Source organism: Micromonospora maritima (genome assembly GCF_902825405.1).
GTDB classification, from domain to species: domain Bacteria; phylum Actinomycetota; class Actinomycetes; order Mycobacteriales; family Micromonosporaceae; genus Micromonospora; species Micromonospora maritima.
The window spans coordinates 1-17,250 of the sequence record NZ_CADEAU010000066.1 but is presented as its reverse complement, the minus strand read 5'-3'; the positions used below and the strand labels follow the sequence as shown (position 1 = coordinate 17,250).

The following is a 17,250-nucleotide window of genomic DNA, read 5'->3' as shown; positions in this document are numbered from 1 at the left end:
GGCGCGGTGGCGCCGGAGGTCGCCGCCGAGGCGGGCACCGCCGAGCGGGCGGAGGCCACGGAGCTGCTGTCCACGGCGGCCGACACGGTCCGCCGGGGGCATCCGGGACTGCGGGTGACCGAGCGCGCCGTCGTCGCCGCCTCCCCGGAGACCGCGCTGCGGGAGGCGAGCGGCGAGGCGTCGCTGGTGGTGGTCGGGTCGCGGGGCCGGGGCGGCTTCGTCGGGCTGCTGCTCGGCTCGGTCAGCCAGGCCCTGGTGCAGCACGCCCACTGCCCGGTGCTGGTGGCCCACCGTCCGGAACCGGCCGACGACTGACGCCGGCGGCTACCGGCCCCACCGACCCGGCCGCTCCGGGTTCAGGACGGGTCGCGGCCGGCGAGCAGGTCGGCGAAGTCGGTGGTGAGGGCGAACGGGTCGGCCGGGCCGGTCGCGGGCGGCCGGCGGTCCACCTGCTCGGCCAGTTCGCCGGCGGCCCGGCGGATCCGGGCGCGTAGCGCGCGGTCGCCGTCGTCGCCGGCCCAGTCCTCGGGCGCGGCGAAGACCGCCGTCGGCAGCACGACCGCCCGCAGGTACGTGAACATCGGGCGCACCGCGTGCTCCAGGGCCAGCGAGTGCCGGGCGGTGCCGCCGGTCGCCGCGATCAGCACCGGCTTGCCGGCCAGCGCGTCCCGGTCGACCACGTCGAAGAAGGACTTGAACAGCCCGCTGTAGGACGCGTTGAACACCGGCGTGACGGCGATCAGTCCGTCGGCCGCCGCGACCGCGTCCAGCGTCCGGCGCAGCGCGGCCGGCGGGAAGCCGGTGAGCAGGTGGTTGACCACGTCGTGCGCGTGCTCGCGCAGCTCCACCGCGCGCAGGTCCACGTCCGCGCCGCGACCGGCCAGCTCGTCGCGGGCGGCCGCGGCGAGCTGGTCGGCGAGCAGGCGGGTGGACGAGGGCTGGCCGAGTCCGGCCGAGACGACCGCGAGCGTACGCCGGGTCATCGGTCCTCCTCCGGGGTCGTCGTCGCGGCGTCGCGGGCGGCGAGCAGGGTGGCGTGGGTGGGCGCCTCGGGCACGTGCGCGGGGCGCATCGAGTCGAACTCCTTGCGCAGCACCGGCACCACCTCCTCGCCCAGCAGGTCGAGCTGCTCCAGCACCGTCTTCAGCGGCAGACCGGCGTGGTCCATCAGGAACAGCTGCCGCTGGTAGTCACCGACGTACTCGCGGAAGCCGAGCGTGCGGTCGATGACCTGCTGCGGGCTGCCCACGGTCAGCGGTGTCTCCCGGGTGAACTCCTCAAGCGACGGGCCGTGCCCGTAGACCGGGGCGTTGTCGAAGTAGGGCCGGAACTCGCGCACCGCGTCCTGGGAGTTGCGGCGCATGAACACCTGCCCGCCGAGGCCGACGATGGCCTGGTCGGCGGAGCCGTGGCCGTAGTGCGCGAAGCGCTCCCGGTAGAGGCCGACCATCCGCTGGGTGTGCTCCTTGGGCCAGAAGATGTGGTTGGCGAAGAAGCCGTCGCCGTAGTAGGCGGCCTGCTCGGCGATCTCCGGGCTGCGGATCGAGCCGTGCCAGACGAACGGCGGGACGCCGTCGAGCGGGCGCGGGGTCGAGGTGAACGACTGCAGCGGGGTGCGGAAGCGTCCCTTCCAGTCGACCACGTCCTCGCGCCACAGCCGGTGCAGCAGGTCGTAGTTCTCGATCGCGAGCGGGATGCCGTTACGGATGTCCTGCCCGAACCACGGGTAGACCGGGCCGGTGTTGCCGCGACCCATCATCAGGTCCACCCGGCCGTCGGCCAGGTGCTGGAGCATCGCGTAGTCCTCGGCGATCTTGACCGGGTCGTTCGTGGTGATCAGCGTGGTCGAGGTGGACAGCAGCAGCCGCTCGGTGCGCGCGGCGATCCAGCCGAGCATGGTGGTCGGCGAGGACGGCACGAACGGCGGGTTGTGGTGCTCGCCGGTGGCGAACACGTCCAGCCCGACCTCCTCGGCCTTGAGCGCGATCGTGGTCATGGCCTTGATCCGGTCCCGCTCGGAGGGCAGCCGACCGGTGGTCGGGTCGACCGTGACGTCACCGACGGTGAAGATTCCGAACTGCATGACCAGCTCCTCGGCGTGGGGTCCGGACCGGGCGGCCCGGGGGATCGCACCGCACAACATACTTGACGCGTCAACTATTCCGGGAGGCGTGTGGTCCGAGCGCCCCGGATACCCTTGCCGCGATGACGTACCCCTGGCTCCGGGCCCCGGCGGCGCAGGTCGCCACCACCGCGCAGACCCTCCTCGGCTGGACCGTGTCGGCGAACGGGGTCCGCGTGCGGCTGACCGAGGTCGAGGCGTACGCCGGCACCGGCGAGGACCCCGCCTCGCACGCCCACCGCGGCCCGACGCCCCGCAACCGGGTCATGTTCGGTCCGGCCGGGCACGTGTACGTCTACTTCGTGTTCGGCATGCACTGGTGCGCGAACATCGTCTGCGGCCGGGACGGCGAGGCGGCGGCCGTCCTGCTGCGCGCCGGCGCGGTGGTCGACGGGATCGAGACCGCCCGGGAGCGCCGCCCCCGCGCGTCGGACCGGGACCTGGCGCGCGGGCCGGCCCGCCTGGTGACCGCGCTCGGCCTCGACCGGGAGGCCAACGGCACCTCGGCGGTCGACGGCACCGGCCCACTGCTCCTGACCCCGCCCGCGACGCCCGTAGACCCGACGCGAATCGTCGCCGGCCCACGGGTCGGCGTGGCCGCCGCACACGACCTGCCGTGGCGGTTCTGGCTCTCCGACGAGCCCACCGTGAGCGTCTACCGCCGCCACACCCCCCGCCGCCGCGCACCCACCCCCCGCTAGCCCTCTCACCCCCGCCCCACCCGTCGCCCCCCGCCACGCCCGCGCCGCCCGACCGCGCCGATCTTGGAGTTGTGGCACCTCAGAAAGCCCACAAACGCCACATTCGAGAGGCCACAACCCCAAGATCGTCGGGGCGCTCCGACCCCCCAGCTCGTCGATCAAGGAGTTTGCGTCGGGAGCGGTGCGGCGGCTGACGCCAACCCCTTGATCGACCGGTGGCACGGAAGCGGGAGGGGCCGGGGCGGCAACCTGACACTCTCGCGAAGCGTCTCACTGTCAGGAGAGCAGGGCGTTGCGCACGATTGACTTTCAACGGGGTGTTGACAACATGCCGTTATCGGGTGTGAGATGGACGGCATGGTCACCGTGGACAACGACCCGTTCACCGCTCCGGATGCTGCCCAGGCCCGCGCCCACCGCAACTACGCGGCGCTGCTGCGGATCGCCGAGCGGCACGCCGGCACGAACTCCCGCCGTCGCCGCTACGCGCACCCCGACGTGCCGGACGCGTACGAGGCGGCCACGCTGGTGATGGCGCTCGCCGGCGGCGCCGAGCTGGAGGCGGGCGAGGAACCGGTCGACCAGGCCGACCTGATGGCCGCGCTGACCCTGATCCCGCACGTACGGGCCGAGGTCGACGTGCTGGAGGCCGGGCTGCTGCAGGTGGCCCGCGGGCGCGGCATGACCTGGCAGGCGATCGCCTTCGGGCTGGGACTGGGCAGCGCGCAGGCCGCCCGGCAGCGCTACGAGCGGCTCACCGTCCGCACCGGCACCGGCGACTGAGCCTCGGAGCCGACGACCTGTCACAGGGGCGGGCGAGACTGTGCCGGACGACGGCACGGGAGGACGCGATGACGCGCGAGGAGATGCTGGCCTACTGCCTGGCCAAACCGGGAGCCTGGCTCGACCGGCCGTGGGAGGGCGACGAGGTGGTGAAGGTGGGCAGCCGGATCTTCGCCTTCCTCGGTTCTCCCGAGGGTGAGAGCCGGCTCGGCGTCAAGTGCGGCCCGTCCCGCGAGGTGGCCGACGAGTGGGTGCACCGGTTCCCGGGCGACGCCCGCCCCTCCCCCTACATCGGCCGGTCCGGCTGGAACACGCTCCAGCTGGAGGGCGGCATCCCCGACGACGAGCTGGTCGACGCCGTCGACGGGTCGTACGACGCGGTGGTGGCCAAGCTGCCCAGGCGCGAACGGCCCACCGGCTGAACCGGTCCGGGGCGGACACCCGTCCGCCCCGGACCGGGTGGCTCAGCGGGGGACGACCCGCTCGGTGGCCCAGTCCCGCCACCCGGCCAGCTTGTCCGCCGCGGCGGCGAGCTGGTCGGCGACCGGCCCGGGACCGGTGGAACCGGGGGTGGTGCGGGCCGCGAGCGCCGAGCGCACCGAGAGCACGTCGCGCACCGACGGGTCCAGGTGCTCGCTGACCGTGGCCAGGTCGGCGTCGGAGACCTCGTCCAGGGCGCAGTCGCGGGCCGCGCAGAGCGCCACCAGCCGGCCGGTGATCTCGTGCGCGTCGCGGAACGGCACGTTGCGCCGGACCAGCCAGTCGGCGACCTCGGTGGCCAGCGAGAAGCCGGACGGCGCGCTGGCCACCAGGCGGTCCACCCGGACGGTCATCGTGGAGATCATCCCGGCCAGCGCGGGCAGCAGCAGCTCCAGCGTGTCGACCGCGTCGAACGCCGGCTCCTTGTCCTCCTGCATGTCCCGGTCGTAGGTCATCGGCAGGCCCTTGAGCATGGTCAGCACGCTCATCAGGCCACCGACCAGCCGACCGGACTTGCCCCGGGCCAGCTCGGCGATGTCCGCGTTCTTCTTTTGCGGCATGATCGACGAGCCGGTGGCGAAGGCGTCGTCCAGCTCGACCCAGCCGAACTCCTGCGACGTCCAGAGCACCACCTCCTCGCCGAGGCGGGACAGGTGCACGCCGACCATCGCGGTGACGAAGAGGAACTCGGCCACGAAGTCGCGGTCGGCGACCGCGTCCATCGAGTTGGCGAACGAGGTGCGGAAGCCCAGCTCCTTGGCGACCGCCACCGGGTCCAGCGGCAGGCCGGAGCCGGCGAGCGCGCCCGCGCCGAGCGGGCTGATCGCGGTCCGCTCGTCCCAGTCGCGCAGCCGTTCCAGGTCGCGCAGCAGCGGCTGCACGTGGGCCAGCAGCCAGTGCCCGAACGTCACCGGCTGGGCGTGCTGCAGGTGCGTCATGCCCGGCGCCGCGGTGTCGACGTGCCGCTCCGCCTGCTCGATGAGCGCCTCGGCCAGCTCGACCAGCCGGGCCGCCACGCCGCGGGCGTGGTCGCGCAGGTAGAGCCGCAGGTCGGTGGCGACCTGGTCGTTGCGGGACCGGCCGGCGCGCAGCTTGCCGCCGAGGCTGCCGAGCCGCTCCAGCAGGCCGCGCTCCAGGGCGGTGTGCACGTCCTCGTCGTCCACGGTGGGACGGAACGCACCGGAGGCGCAGGCGGCCTCCAGGTCGTCCAGCGCGGCCAGCATCCGACCCAGTTCCTCCGGGTCGAGCAGGCCGGCGCCGGCGAGCACCCGGGCGTGCGCCCGGGAGCCGGCGAGGTCGTACGGGGCGAGACGCCAGTCGAACTGGACACTCACCGACAGCCGCGCGAGCGCCTCGGCGGGACCGCCGGCGAACCGGCCTCCCCAGAGGCTCGTCCGGTTGGTGGCGGCGCTGTTCTCGGTCAGGCTCTTGTCGTCCACCCCACCCATTGTGAAGGTCACCAGCTCACCTCTCCCAACCGGGCGTCCCGCGCGGCGGCCAGGCCGCTGGGCAGGCCCCACAGCCGCACGAAGCCCGTCGCCAGCGACTGGTCGAACGTGTCGCCGGTGTCGTAGGTGGCCAGGCCGAAGTCGTAGAGGCTGGCCTCGGAGCGGCGACCGGTCACCACGGCCCGGCCGCCGTGCAGGGTCAGCCGCACCTCGCCGGTGACGTGCCGCTGGGCGTCGTCGACGAACGCGTCCAACGCCCGCCGCAGCGGGGAGAACCAGAGGCCGTCGTAGACCAGCTCGCCCCAGCGCTGGTCGACGCCGCGCTTGAACCGGGCCAGGTCCCGTTCGACGGTGACCGCCTCCAGCTCCTGGTGTGCGGTGATCAGGGCGACCGCGCCGGGCGCCTCGTACACCTCGCGGCTCTTGATGCCGACCAGCCGGTCCTCGACCATGTCGAGCCGGCCCACGCCGTGGGCCCCGGCGCGCCGGTTCAGGTCCAGGATCGCCTGGTACGGGGTGACCGTCTCGCCGTCGATCGCGACCGGCACACCGCCGTCGAAGGTGATGACCACCTCGTCCGGGTCGCGCTCCAGGGCCGGGTCGGACGTGTACGCGTACAGGTCCTCCACCGGCGCGGTCCAGATGTCCTCCAGGAAGCCGGTCTCCACGGCCCGCCCCCACAGGTTCTGGTCGATCGAGTACGGCGACCGCGCCGTGACGTCGATCGGCAGCCCCTTCTCCTCGGCGAACGCGATCGCCTTGTCCCGGGTCCAGGCGAAGTCCCGGGCCGGCGCGACGATCCGCAGGTCGGGTGCGAGCGCGGCCAGGCCGACCTCGAAGCGGACCTGGTCGTTGCCCTTGCCGGTGCAGCCGTGCGACACGATCGTGCCGCCGTGGCGACGCGCGGCGGCGACCAGGTGCCGGACGATCAGCGGCCGGGACAGCGCGGAGACCAGCGGGTAGCGGTCCATGTAGAGCGCGTTGGCGCGGATCGCCGGCACGCAGTACCCGGCGGCGAACTCGTCCCGCGCGTCGATCACCTCCGCCTCGACGGCGCCGCAGTCCAGCGCGCGCTGCCGGACGACGGTCATGTCCTCGCCGCCCTGGCCGAGGTCGACCGCGACCGCGATCACCTCGGCCCCGGTCTGCTCGGCCAGGTACGGGATGGCGACGGAGGTGTCGAGACCCCCGGAGTACGCCAGGACGACCCGCTCGGTCATGGTGTGGCGCTCCCTTCGACGTTCTCGTCCCGGCGGGCCCAGGCGGCGAGCCGGTCGCCCAGTGCCGCGCCGCCGTCGGGCTCGCGGGCCACGACGAGGATGGTGTCGTCGCCGGCGATGGTGCCGACGATCTCGGACAGGCCGGCCCGGTCCAACGCGCTGGCCAGGTAGTGCGCCGCGCCCGGCGGGGTGCGCAGCACGGCGATGTTGCCGCTGGCGTCGACGCCGTTGAGCAGTTCCCGCAGCAGGCGTACCAGCCGGGCCGGCGCGCCCTCGGCGTCGCGCAACGGGCGGTGGCCGTCCTCCGGGATCAGGTAGACACCCCGCCCGTCGCCGCCGCGCGCGGTCACCGCCCCCAGTTCCTTGAGGTCCCGGGAGAGCGTGGCCTGGGTGACCTGGATGCCGTCGCCGGCGAGCAGGTCGGCCAGCTCGGTCTGCGAGTGGATGGGCGTGTCGCGGATCAGCTCGACGATGCGGGCGTGCCGCGCGGCGCGGGTCAGCGGGGCGGTCATGTGGATGCCTCCAGGAGAAAGGTCAGCAGCGCCTTCTGGGCGTGCAGGCGATTCTCCGCCTGGTCGAACACCGCGCTGCGCGGGCCGTCGAGCACCTCGTCGGTGATCTCCTCGCCGCGGTGGGCGGGCAGGCAGTGCAGCACGATCACGTCGGCCGCCGCGTGGTCGAGCAGCGCGTCGCCGACCTGGTAGGGCCGGAACGGGGTGACCCGGTCCAGCCCGTCGGCCTCCTGACCCATGGACGTCCAGGTGTCGGTGGCGACCACGTGCGCGTCCCGGACCGCCTCGACCGGGTCCACGAGCACCCGGACCGAGCCGCCGGTGCCGGCGGCGATCTTCTCCGCCCGGGCCACGATCTCCGGGTCCGGCTGGAACCCCGCCGGGCCGGCGATCCGCACGTGCATGCCGGCCGTCGCCCCGGCCAGCAGGTACGAGTGCGCCATGTTGTTCGCCGCGTCGCCGACGTACGTGAGGATCCGGCCCGCCGTGGCGCCGAACCGCTCGCGCACGGTGAGCAGGTCGGCCAGGAGCTGACAGGGGTGGTAGGTGTCGGTGAGCGCGTTGACCACCGGCACCGTGGCGTGCGCGGCCACCTCGGCGATCCGGTCGTCGCCGTGGGTGCGCAGCACGATCGCCGCGACGTAGCGGGACAGCACCCGGCCGGCGTCGGCGAGCGTCTCGCCCCGGCCGAAGTGGGTGACCTGGGTGTCCACGACCAGGGGGTGGCCACCCAGCTCGGCGATGCCGGCGTCGAACGAGATCCGGGTACGCAGGCTCTGCTTGTCGAACAGCACCGCCACCGACCGGGGCCCGGCCAGCGGCTTGTGGGCGTACCGCTCGGCCTTCATCCGGGCCGCGAGGTCGAGCACGGCGGCCTGCTCGGCCGGCGTGAGGTCGTCGTCGCGCAGGAAGTGGCGGATCATGCGAGAGCCTCCGTGGCGGTGGGTCCGGTCGGCGCGGGAACGGCCGCGTCGAGCGCGGCGGGAAGGGCGGCCAGGAACGCGTCGGCCTGCGCCGCGGTGAGGATCAACGGCGGGGCGAGCCGGACCACGCCGGGCTGCACCGGGTTGACCAGGAAACCGGCCGCGCGCAGCGCCTCGGTCACCGGGGCGGCGACCGGGGCGGCCAACTCGACGCCGAGCAGCAGGCCGGCGCCGCGCACCTCGCGGACCAGCGGGTGCCCGAGCGCCTCGACACCGCGTCGCAGCCGCTCGCCGACCCGCTTGACGTGGTCGAGCAGCCCCTCGTTCGCGATCGTGGCGACCACCGCGAGTGCCGCCGCGCAACTGACCGGGTTGCCGCCGAACGTGGTGCCGTGCGAGCCGGGGGTGAGCAGGTCGGCGGCCGGGCCGAAGGCCAGGCACGCGCCGAGCGGCAGGCCGCCGCCGAGCCCCTTGGCCAACGTGACCACGTCCGGCTCGACGCCCTCGGCCTGGTGGGCGAACCAGTGCCCGGTACGCCCGACGCCGGTCTGCACCTCGTCGAGCACCAGCAGCGCGCCGCGCGCGGCGGTGATCCGCCGGGCCGCCGCGAGGTAGCCGGCCGGGGGGACCACCACGCCGTTCTCGCCCTGGATCGGCTCCAGGACCACCATGGCGGTGGCGTCGGTGACCGCGTCGGCCAGCGCGTCGACGTCGCCGTACGGCACGTGGGTCACGTCGCCGGGCAGCGGGCGGAACGGATCGGCCTTGGCCGGCTGGCCGGTGAGCGCGAGCGCGCCCATGGTCCGGCCGTGGAAACCGCCGTGGGCAGCCACCACGTGCCGCCGGCCGGTGAGCCGGGAGAGCTTGAACGCCGCCTCGTTCGCCTCCGCGCCGGAGTTGGCGAAGAAGACCCGGCCAGGCCGGCCGGCCAGCGCCAGCAGCAGCTCGGCCAGCGCGACCGGCGGCTCGGCGACGAACAGGTTCGACACGTGCCCCAGCGTGGCGACCTGCCGGGTGACGGCGGCCACCACGGCCGGGTGCGCGTGGCCGAGCGCGTTGACGGCGATGCCGCCGACCAGGTCCACGTACTCCCGGCCGGCCTCGTCGACCACGACGGCGCCGGAGCCGGAGACGAGCGCCAGCGGCGGCGTGCCGTAGTTGTCCATCATGGTGTTGCGCCAGCGCCGCACCAGCGTGCTCATGAGCCGATCACCATCGTTCCGAACCCTTCCGAGGTGAAGACCTCCAGCAGCGTGGAGTGCGCGACCCGGCCGTCGACGACGTGCGCGGCGGGCACTCCCCCGCGCACCGCCCGCAGGCACGCCTCCATCTTCGGGACCATGCCCGACTCCAGGGACGGCAGCAGCTTCGCCAGGTCGTCGGTGGTGATCTCGCTGACCAGGCTGGACGTGTCGGGCCAGTCCGCGTACAGGCCGGGCACGTCGGTGAGGACGACGAGCTTGCGCGCGTCCAGGGCGACCGCGAGCGCGGCCGCGGCGGTGTCCGCGTTGAGGTTGTGCAGCACCCCGTCGGCGTCCGGCGCCACCGTGGAGATGACCGGGATCCGGCCGGCCGCGATCAGGTCGGTGACCGCGGAGGCGTTCACCGACTCCACGTCGCCGACCTGCCCCACGTCGACCGCTTCCCCGTCCACGTACGCCGGGCGGCGCACCGCGGTGAACAGGCCGGCGTCCTCGCCGGAGAGCCCGACCGCGAACGGGCCGTGCGCGTTGACCAGGCCGACGAGTTCCCGGCCGACCTGGCCGACGAGCACCATCCGGACCACGTCCATGGCCTCGGGGGTGGTGACCCGCAGGCCGCCGCGGAACTCGCTGGCGATGCCGAGCCGGCCCAGCATGGCGGAGATCTGCGGGCCGCCGCCGTGCACGACCACCGGCTTGAGTCCGGCGTACCGGAGGAAGACCATGTCCGCGGCGAACGCCCGCTGGAGGGCGGGGTCCACCATGGCGTTGCCGCCGTACTTGACCACGACTGTCGCCCCGGCGAAGCGGGCCAGCCACGGCAGCGCCTCGATCAGGGTGGCGGCCTTGGCCTGGGCCCGGCTGAGGTCGGCGGTGAGGTTCAGGTTCATGTGGAATAGGCCGAGTTCTCGTGCACGTACGCGTGGGACAGGTCGTTGGTCCAGACGGTGGCGGCGGCGTCACCGGCGTGCAGGTCGATCCGGATGGTCACGTCGCGGCCGGTGAGGTCCACCTTGGCGCGGTCCTCGGCGGCGGCGCCGGCCCGGCACACCCAGATCCCGTTGACCGCCACGTCTACCTCGTCGGGCTCGAACGCGGCGGCGGTGGTGCCGACGGCGGCGAGGATGCGACCCCAGTTCGGGTCGTTGCCGAACAGCGCGGTCTTCACCAGGTTGTTGCGGGCCACCGCGCGGCCCACCTCCACGGCCTCGTCCTCGCTCGCCGCGCCCACCACGTCGACCGCGACCTGCTTGGTCGCGCCCTCCGCGTCGGCGAGGAGCTGCTGGGCCAGGTCGTGGCAGGCGGCGGTGACCGCGGCGGTCAGCTCGGCCCCGGTCGGCTCGATGCCGGACGCGCCGCTGGCCAGCAGCAGCACGGTGTCGTTCGTGGACATGCAGCCGTCCGAGTCGACCCGGTCGAACGTGACCCGGGTGGCGGCCCGCAACGCGGCGTCCAGCACGTCCGGGCCGGCCACCGCGTCGGTGGTGAGCACGCAGAGCATGGTGGCCATGGCCGGCGCCAGCATCCCGGCGCCCTTCGCCATCCCGCCGACGGTCCAGCCGCTGCCGCGCGCCACGGTGGTCTTGGGCCGGGTGTCCGTGGTCATGATCGCCTCGGCGGCCGGTCCGCCGCCGTCGCGGGACAGGCCGCGCACCGCCTCGCGTACGCCGGGCAGCAGCTTGTCCATCGGCAGCCGCTCACCGATCAGGCCGGTGGAGCAGACCGCGACCTCGCCGGCACCGACGATCATCCGGGCGCTGCTGCCGGTGAGCGCGGCGGCGGTGTGCTCGGCGGTGGCGTGGGTGTCCTGGAAGCCGGCCGGGCCGGTGCAGGCGTTCGCACCGCCGGAGTTGAGCACCACGGCGCGGACCACGCCGCCGTGGACGACCCGCTGGGTCCAGAGCACCGGGGCGGCCTTGACCCGGTTGGCGGTGAAGACGCCGGCGACCCCGGCGTCCGGGCCGTCGTTGACGACGAGCGCGACGTCGCCCGCGCCGGAGGTCTTGAGGCCGGCGGCGACACCGGCGGCGCGGAAGCCACGGGGGGTGGTGACACTCATGGGGCGACTCCGAAGACGGACAGACCGGTGGTCTCGGGGAGACCCACCATCAGGTTGGCGTTCTGCACGGCCTGACCGGCCGCGCCCTTGCCCAGGTTGTCGATGGCGCTGACCACGATCACCCGCCCCGAGTCGACGTCCACGGTCGCCTGCAGGTGGCAGGAGTTCGAGCCGGCGGTGGCGGCGGTGTGCGGCCACGCCCCCTCGGGCAGCACGTGCACGAAGGGCGCGTCGGCGTAGGCGGCGGCCAGCACCGCGCGCGGGTCGGCGTCGCCGGTCGGCAGCGCGGTGACGGTGGCCAGGATCCCGCGCGGCATGGGCGCGAGGACCGGCGTGAACGACAGCCCGGTCGCGCCGCTGGCCTGCTTGATCTCCGGGACGTGCTGGTGCGCGCCCACCTTGTAGGGGGTCAGGTCGCCCATCACCTCGCTGCCGAGCAGGTGGGCCTTGGCAGCCCGGCCCGCGCCGGAGGTGCCGGAGGCGGCGACCACCACCACGTCGTCGGGACGTACCGCGCCGGCGGCGACCAGCGGGGCCAGGGCCAGGATGGTGGCGACGGCGTAGCAGCCGGTGTTGGCCACCCGCCGGGCCGCCGCGATCTCCGCCCGCCGGCCGGGCAGCTCGGGCAGCCCGTAGGTCCACGCGCCGGCGTACGCGCCGGCGTAGTAGCGGGCCCAGACGTCCGCGTCGCGCAGCCGGTGGTCGGCGCCGAGGTCGACCACCGCGACGCTGTCGGGCAGGGCCGCCGCGAGGGCCGCCGACTGGCCGTGCGGCAGGGCCAGGAAGACCAGGTCCGCGTCGGCGAGGGCCGTCGGTTCGGTCGCGCCGAACACCAGGTCCAGGCCGGCGAGCTGCGGGTGTACGGCGGCGACGGGTTGACCGGCCTGGCTGTGCGCGGTGGCGGTGACCAGGTCGAACTCGGGGTGGCCGGCCAGCAGGCGCAGCAGTTCGCCGCCGGCGTATCCGCTCGCCCCGGCGACCGCTACTCGGATGCCCATACCTACCTCCGCATGACTATGCAGAGAAGGTTAGCCAACCACGTGCGCCAGTGCAAGTTCATGCGGTGCACCGGATGGAAATTCAGAACGGCTCAGATGGGTACGGTCTCCACGTCGCCCTCGTCGGACAGGATCTTTTTCAGGGTGGGTGTGAACTCGCGGGAGACGCCTCGGAACTCGCGGTTGGTGTTCAGGCGGCCGGCGCCGACCTCTGCCCAGTGACTGATCCGAGCGGCCAGACCGCGGCGCTCGTCCTGGCCGAGCAGGGCGCTGGCGGTCAGCCACTGGGTGCCGTCGCGCAGGATGCTGACGTAGGTGTGCGGTGACCTGTCCCCGAAGATGCCGGCGATCCGCTCCAGCTCCCCCATCGCCCGCAGCGCCTTCTCGTGGAGGGCCGGATCGTCCGGCCGGCGGCGGGCCAGTCGAAGGCAGACCATCGCCCACGTCGTCACCACCTTGAAGTGGTCCTGCCCACCCTCGCAGCCGCGGGCGACCTCCAGGTAGTTCAACGCCTGGTCGAGGTCGCGGTCGACCTCGTAGGAACCGCACTGCAACCAGTAGTGGAAGTCCTCGCTCAGGTAGTCGTGCAGCGAACGGTAGATCTCCCGGACCACGTCCGCGGAGAGCGCCGACTTGATCATCACCCGGTGGTTGATCAACGCCACCATGGCCCGTCGGGTCGGGTCGTTGCGGTTGGTGATGGTCGCCCCCCGCTGCACGTAGAAGAGGATCAGGTTCTCGACGAGCTCCCGGTAGAGCACCGGATCCCGGCGAAGGTTCTTCTCGGTCTCCTCGGCCACCCGGCGATGCCGGGTCCGCACATGCCCGGACTCCTGCTTGACCAGGATGCGAAGGCCCGACACCAGGTGGTCGATGGCGCGGTTCACGGCTGGGGTCGGCGAGTCGGAGACGATCTGCAGCAGGGCGTTCTGCGAGAGCGTGAGTGAGTGGTCCTCGTACTGCAGCGCCTCGAAGAGGCAGATGGTGGCGTAGATGGAGCGTTCCAGCTCCCGCAACTGCCTGAACTCGCTGGCCACCCGGTCCTCGAACCGGAACCCGGTGATGGCCTCGACCATCGCCGCCATGAGGTCCCGGTAGGACAGCTCACGCAGCCGGGCCACCCGTGCCTGATGCACCTTCAGGGCCTTGAGCTCACCCAGCTGCCGCCAGGCGTCCAGGTGACGTACCAGCCCGTCCAGGTCCTCGTCCGTCAGCCGGAGATGAGGCACCCTGGTCAGCCCGATCACCCCGTCCAACAGGTCACCGCGCGTACTGCGGACGGTCGCCACGACCAGCACCGCCCCGCGGCGGCTGAGCTGGTCGACCAACGCCGCCGCCCGGCTGCCGAAGATGTCGATGTCGTCGATCAGCACCGCGTCGAGCCCCAGCTGGGCACACTCGGCGACGATCTCGGGGATGTCGCTGGTGACGCTCCGGTCCACCCACCCCACCGCCTGGCCGCGTTCGTGAAGGTGCAGACCGAGCTGCATCAGCGCGGTCGATTTGCCGGTGCCGGCGGCGTCCTTGAGGACGAGGACGGGCTTCTGCCCGTCCGGAGCCTCGGCAAGGCGGAGCATCGACTTGAAGGTCGACAGCGCCGCCGGAACGCCGTCCTTGACGTCTCCCCAGGTGGGGTCCGCGCCACGCAGGTAGGCGTCGTTGCCGGCGGGCGCGGTGCTCAGCAACGAGGAGACGAGTTGGACCGCGCCCACGTCGTCGACACCCGAGCGCCTCCGGGCCAGCAGCTGCGCCCCCCGCCGGAGATCGTCGCGGTCGGGGTCGAATCGCGCGCGCGCCAGCTGCGGAAGTGAGGACCGCACCTGTCGCAGCCGCGACCCGTTCAGCTTCCAGGTGGCGGTCTGGTCCGTGTCGGGGGCCACGACCAGTCTCGTCTGCCCGCCCTCCCAGACGTCGTCCGCGGTGAACCAGTCCAGGTAGGACCACAGGTGCTTGCTGCCCACGCTGCTGGCCGTCACCACCAGCTGATTCGTGATCATGTCGGCCTTCATCTGCCGGAACCACAGGGCCCGGCTGCTGCGCCCACGGTCCTGGATGTCGAAGGAGACGGGGCTCCCCGCGCCGCCCGGGGCGATCCCGTTCATCGCGATCACCTCGAGTTGGCTCCGGGAGCTTCCCGGCACCTCCTTCCCCGCGTCGACCACCACCACCTTGGCGCCCATGTTCAGGCGCGTCACCAGCTCCTGGAAGATGTTGGTTCCGGTGCAGTCGTAGATCCGGTACCAGGGTGCGCGCAGGATCCTCAGGGCCGTCTCGTTGACCTTGCTGCCGTCGGACACGAGCACGCCGGAGACGATCCGGTCCACCGTCGCCCGGTCGTGCCGACGCAGTCGACGCATCGCGGCGGCCAGCGTCACCCGGTCGTCCACGAGCGGAATCGTGAGCTGCTCCATGAAGTGGGCGAAGACGTCGTCGGGGCTCCCCAGCGGCGTGCCCCACTCACCCCGGGACTCCTCCTCGATGCCCGAGGTGACCACGAGGACCGCCTGCCCGGTGGCGAGCACCCGATCGACCTCGTCCACGGTGCCTTCCACCGCCGCGTCGGGTCGGGGCGGTTCGACGACCGGGGCGGGTACCTGCTCGGCGGGCGCGTCGACACCGGGCGACCCGCCCGCGCGACCGGGCGCGACCGTGACCGCCGTGCCGTCGAGGGTCCGCAGGTGGTGGTGCCCGGTGGTGGTGTGGACCGTCAACAGGTCCACCCGCGCCGGCCCGGGCTCCGGAACCCACCATCCGTCCCCGGCGCCGTCGCCGGTCCTGCCGGCCAACCCGATCACCGGGTCGTACGGGCCCGCGGGCAGTGCCACCGCCCGGGAACTGACCAGGACCACCGGGTGGGACGCTTCCCCGTCGGTGTGCGGCACCGCGGCCTGCACCTGCGCCGGATGCAGCTCGGCCATGTCGGGCGTCGCGCCGCTCGTGAGCATGCGGAAGGCACTGTTCAGCCCGACCAGGGTGACCGTGGATGCCCCTGTTTTCACCACAAGGGATCCGTCACCCGGCAACAGGGCGCCGCGCCACCGTGGATCCCGGACCGTCCCGTACCAGTCCTCGAAACGGGAGAACGCCCGCCGGACCAGACCGATGACGTCGGTCTGCTCCGCGGAGAAGGTGTCCCGCACGTCCGGCCACAGGTCACCGAGGGCGCGCACGAGAGCGAGCTGAGGTGCCTGCTCCTGCCGGTCCCCGACGCCCGGCACGGCGAGTACGGCGGGCAGCTCGGTGACGTCGGGGCTCTCCATGCAGGCTTCCCACATGCGGTTGAGAGCCGCGGTCAGTGCGTCGAACGACTCCGGTGTGGCCGTCGCGGTGAGGTCGCCGAGCAGGAGGATCACGTCCAGCGTCCCGCCCCGCCGATGCAGATCGGCGATCACCTCGACCGCGTCGCGGGTCAGTTCCTCCACCGACTCGGCGATCGAACTCGGCGCCGAGCACGCCATCAGCACCGGGTCACCGTTCAGCGTCACGGTCAGTCCTTCCTCGTGAGCACGACCGCCACCGATTCCTTGGCGAACCGGAGCGTGACATCCCGGCGGTCGCCACAGAGACGAACGTCCACGGCGATGTAACCACCGTTGATCGATCCGACGTCCACCGTGCCTTCCACCCGCTGGTCCGACCGGCCGCAGAGCGCCCTGAGGTCGGCCTGTCCCTTGTCGTTGAGCACGAGCACGCCCGGCTTCTCCTGACCCTCGACGAAGAGTGCCAGCGCCATGGTCGCGAGCGTGGCCGCGAGGGCCACCAGGGAGACCACGTTGGCGACGGCCTGACGCCTGTCGACCTGCCGAGCCTCCCGGTCACCCCGCTTGAGCACCTCGCGGATCAGGACGCCGGGGTCGGCGATCTCGTTCACCGCGTCGGGCGCCGGGGAGACGCCGGTCGCGATGGCCCGCACGTAACAGGCCGCCGCGGCCAGCCAGCAGAAGACCGACACGCACGCGGCGACCCGGGTGATCGGCGCGGCCGAAGCGAGGGACGTGAACGTGAAGGTGGCCACCAGCGCACCGGCGAAGACGGTGACCACCGACTGTGCCGCCTGCGCGCGCGCCCGGGCGATCTGGGCGACCCGGATCCGATCCGGGTAATGAGCCTGCACCACCGCGTCGAACACTGCCGACACGACGGGATTCCCCGTATCCGGCCTGGGACTACAGGAAGAAGTCGACTGCGACATGTAAGAGTCCTCGCTTCTGCCGGTCCCGACTGTAGACAGCCGAGATCGTCATCCGCCGCGCTCTGTTGAGTTCCGGACAGAACGTCCCGAGGCAAGCCGACCACCCCCGCCGGAAGCGGCGGGGGTGGTCGGACCGGGGCGTGTCAGGCGCCGCGCAGGGAGGCGCCGAAGCGCTGCGCGGCCAGCGCCACCGCCGCGTCGCGGGCGGCCACCGCCTCCTCACCCGCCAGGGTCCGGTCGGGGGCGCGGAACGTCAGCTTGTACGCCAGCGACCTGCGCCCCGCGCCGAGCTGCTCGGAGGTGTAGACGTCGAAGAGCCGGACGTCCTCCAGCAGCGCACCGGCGCCCTCGACCAGGGCCCGCTGCACCTCCGCCGCCGGCACCGCCTCGTCCACCACCAGCGCCACGTCGATCAACGCCGGCGGGAACGTGGAAATGGTGGGCCCGGTCGCCAGCGGCGCGGCGGGCAGCGCGTCCAGGTCCAGCTCCATGGCGCTGGTGCGGCGGGGCAGCTCCAACGCGGCCACCACGGCCGGGTGCAGCTCGCCGGCGTGCCCGACGACGACGTCGTCCACCAGCAGCTCGGCGCAGCGCCCCGGGTGCCAGGGCG

Annotated in this window: 17 protein-coding genes; 4 read left to right on the top strand and 13 right to left on the bottom strand. The window is 73.2% G+C overall.

What is annotated here, in order from left to right:
• Positions 1 to 315 (top strand): universal stress protein (locus tag HUW36_RS09670; RefSeq protein WP_174527820.1); only part of this gene is annotated, 315 nt, incomplete at its 5' end.
• 41 nt (positions 316 to 356) lie between these two features.
• Here the strand turns inward: HUW36_RS09670 and HUW36_RS09665 are convergent.
• Both HUW36_RS09665 and HUW36_RS09660 read right to left on the bottom strand, forming a co-directional pair.
• Positions 357 to 983 carry a CE1759 family FMN reductase gene (locus HUW36_RS09665; RefSeq protein WP_174527819.1) on the bottom strand — a complete coding sequence of 209 codons (627 nt, stop codon included), beginning with the start codon at positions 981 to 983 and terminating at the stop codon, positions 357 to 359.
• Complete coding sequence (locus HUW36_RS09660; protein ID WP_174527818.1) at positions 980 to 2,083, bottom strand: LLM class flavin-dependent oxidoreductase; 1,104 nt, start codon at positions 2,081 to 2,083, stop codon at positions 980 to 982. Before HUW36_RS09660 ends, HUW36_RS09665 begins: the two co-directional genes overlap by 4 nt.
• Positions 2,084 to 2,205: 122 nt before the next feature.
• Between HUW36_RS09660 and HUW36_RS09655 the strand changes: the two genes are divergently transcribed.
• The 3 genes from HUW36_RS09655 (at position 2,206) to HUW36_RS09645 (ending at position 4,028) form a co-directional block, all read left to right on the top strand.
• The gene (locus HUW36_RS09655) at positions 2,206 to 2,823 is read left to right on the top strand and encodes a DNA-3-methyladenine glycosylase (RefSeq protein WP_174527817.1); all 618 of its coding nucleotides are present in this window, start codon (positions 2,206 to 2,208) and stop codon (positions 2,821 to 2,823) included.
• A 348-nt stretch (positions 2,824 to 3,171) separates the two neighbouring features.
• Positions 3,172 to 3,606, top strand: coding sequence for a DNA-binding protein (locus HUW36_RS09650; RefSeq protein ID WP_246248031.1), 435 nt, complete (start codon positions 3,172 to 3,174; stop codon positions 3,604 to 3,606).
• Positions 3,607 to 3,674: 68 nt separating this feature from the next.
• A complete protein-coding gene (locus tag HUW36_RS09645) occupies positions 3,675 to 4,028 on the top strand; it encodes an MmcQ/YjbR family DNA-binding protein (RefSeq protein WP_174527816.1) in 354 nt (117 codons plus the stop codon).
• Positions 4,029 to 4,070: 42 nt separating this feature from the next.
• On the opposite strand, the gene argH is transcribed toward HUW36_RS09645, so the two are convergent.
• The 11 genes from argH to HUW36_RS09590 all read right to left on the bottom strand — a co-directional run.
• Positions 4,071 to 5,534 carry an argininosuccinate lyase gene (gene argH, locus HUW36_RS09640; RefSeq protein ID WP_174527822.1) on the bottom strand — a complete coding sequence of 488 codons (1,464 nt, stop codon included), beginning with the start codon at positions 5,532 to 5,534 and terminating at the stop codon, positions 4,071 to 4,073.
• A gap of 8 nt (positions 5,535 to 5,542) precedes the next feature.
• Positions 5,543 to 6,754: an argininosuccinate synthase gene (locus HUW36_RS09635; RefSeq protein WP_174527815.1), complete on the bottom strand. Its 1,212-nt coding sequence runs from the start codon at positions 6,752 to 6,754 to the stop codon at positions 5,543 to 5,545.
• The gene (locus HUW36_RS09630) at positions 6,751 to 7,266 is read right to left on the bottom strand and encodes an arginine repressor (protein ID WP_174527814.1); all 516 of its coding nucleotides are present in this window, start codon (positions 7,264 to 7,266) and stop codon (positions 6,751 to 6,753) included. Before HUW36_RS09630 ends, HUW36_RS09635 begins: the two co-directional genes overlap by 4 nt.
• Complete coding sequence (argF, locus tag HUW36_RS09625; protein WP_174527813.1) at positions 7,263 to 8,189, bottom strand: ornithine carbamoyltransferase; 927 nt, start codon at positions 8,187 to 8,189, stop codon at positions 7,263 to 7,265. The genes HUW36_RS09630 and argF overlap by 4 nt, the downstream gene beginning before the upstream one ends.
• Positions 8,186 to 9,391: an acetylornithine transaminase gene (locus tag HUW36_RS09620; RefSeq protein ID WP_174527812.1), complete on the bottom strand. Its 1,206-nt coding sequence runs from the start codon at positions 9,389 to 9,391 to the stop codon at positions 8,186 to 8,188. Before HUW36_RS09620 ends, argF begins: the two co-directional genes overlap by 4 nt.
• A complete protein-coding gene (gene argB / locus HUW36_RS09615) occupies positions 9,388 to 10,275 on the bottom strand; it encodes an acetylglutamate kinase (RefSeq protein WP_174527821.1) in 888 nt (295 codons plus the stop codon). Before argB ends, HUW36_RS09620 begins: the two co-directional genes overlap by 4 nt.
• A gap of 2 nt (positions 10,276 to 10,277) precedes the next feature.
• Complete coding sequence (argJ, locus tag HUW36_RS09610) at positions 10,278 to 11,450, bottom strand: bifunctional glutamate N-acetyltransferase/amino-acid acetyltransferase ArgJ (RefSeq protein WP_174527811.1); 1,173 nt, start codon at positions 11,448 to 11,450, stop codon at positions 10,278 to 10,280.
• A complete protein-coding gene (gene argC / locus HUW36_RS09605; protein ID WP_174527810.1) occupies positions 11,447 to 12,448 on the bottom strand; it encodes an N-acetyl-gamma-glutamyl-phosphate reductase in 1,002 nt (333 codons plus the stop codon). The genes argJ and argC overlap by 4 nt, the downstream gene beginning before the upstream one ends.
• A 92-nt stretch (positions 12,449 to 12,540) precedes the next feature.
• A complete protein-coding gene (locus tag HUW36_RS09600) occupies positions 12,541 to 15,933 on the bottom strand; it encodes a P-loop NTPase (protein ID WP_174527809.1) in 3,393 nt (1,130 codons plus the stop codon).
• 2 nt (positions 15,934 to 15,935) lie between these two features.
• On the bottom strand, positions 15,936 to 16,640 hold the full coding sequence (locus HUW36_RS09595) for a hypothetical protein (protein ID WP_174527808.1): 705 nt from the start codon (positions 16,638 to 16,640) through the stop codon (positions 15,936 to 15,938).
• Positions 16,641 to 16,783: 143 nt separating this feature from the next.
• Positions 16,784 to 17,250, bottom strand: a 467-nt coding sequence (locus tag HUW36_RS09590) for a phenylalanine--tRNA ligase subunit beta-related protein (protein WP_484502585.1), incomplete at its 5' end; no start/stop codon positions are given.

Coding starts and splice junctions, on each gene's coding strand:
- HUW36_RS09665 (WP_174527819.1), bottom strand. CDS start 983: ATGACCCGGCGTACGCTCGCGGTCGTCTCGGCCGGACTCGGCCAGCCC.
- HUW36_RS09660 (WP_174527818.1), bottom strand. CDS start 2,083: ATGCAGTTCGGAATCTTCACCGTCGGTGACGTCACGGTCGACCCGACC.
- HUW36_RS09655 (WP_174527817.1), top strand. CDS start 2,206: ATGACGTACCCCTGGCTCCGGGCCCCGGCGGCGCAGGTCGCCACCACC.
- HUW36_RS09650 (WP_246248031.1), top strand. CDS start 3,172: ATGGACGGCATGGTCACCGTGGACAACGACCCGTTCACCGCTCCGGAT.
- HUW36_RS09645 (WP_174527816.1), top strand. CDS start 3,675: ATGACGCGCGAGGAGATGCTGGCCTACTGCCTGGCCAAACCGGGAGCC.
- argH (WP_174527822.1), bottom strand. CDS start 5,534: ATGGGTGGGGTGGACGACAAGAGCCTGACCGAGAACAGCGCCGCCACC.
- HUW36_RS09635 (WP_174527815.1), bottom strand. CDS start 6,754: ATGACCGAGCGGGTCGTCCTGGCGTACTCCGGGGGTCTCGACACCTCC.
- HUW36_RS09630 (WP_174527814.1), bottom strand. CDS start 7,266: ATGACCGCCCCGCTGACCCGCGCCGCGCGGCACGCCCGCATCGTCGAG.
- argF (WP_174527813.1), bottom strand. CDS start 8,189: ATGATCCGCCACTTCCTGCGCGACGACGACCTCACGCCGGCCGAGCAG.
- HUW36_RS09620 (WP_174527812.1), bottom strand. CDS start 9,391: ATGAGCACGCTGGTGCGGCGCTGGCGCAACACCATGATGGACAACTAC.
- argJ (WP_174527811.1), bottom strand. CDS start 11,450: ATGAGTGTCACCACCCCCCGTGGCTTCCGCGCCGCCGGTGTCGCCGCC.
- argC (WP_174527810.1), bottom strand. CDS start 12,448: ATGGGCATCCGAGTAGCGGTCGCCGGGGCGAGCGGATACGCCGGCGGC.
- HUW36_RS09595 (WP_174527808.1), bottom strand. CDS start 16,640: ATGTCGCAGTCGACTTCTTCCTGTAGTCCCAGGCCGGATACGGGGAAT.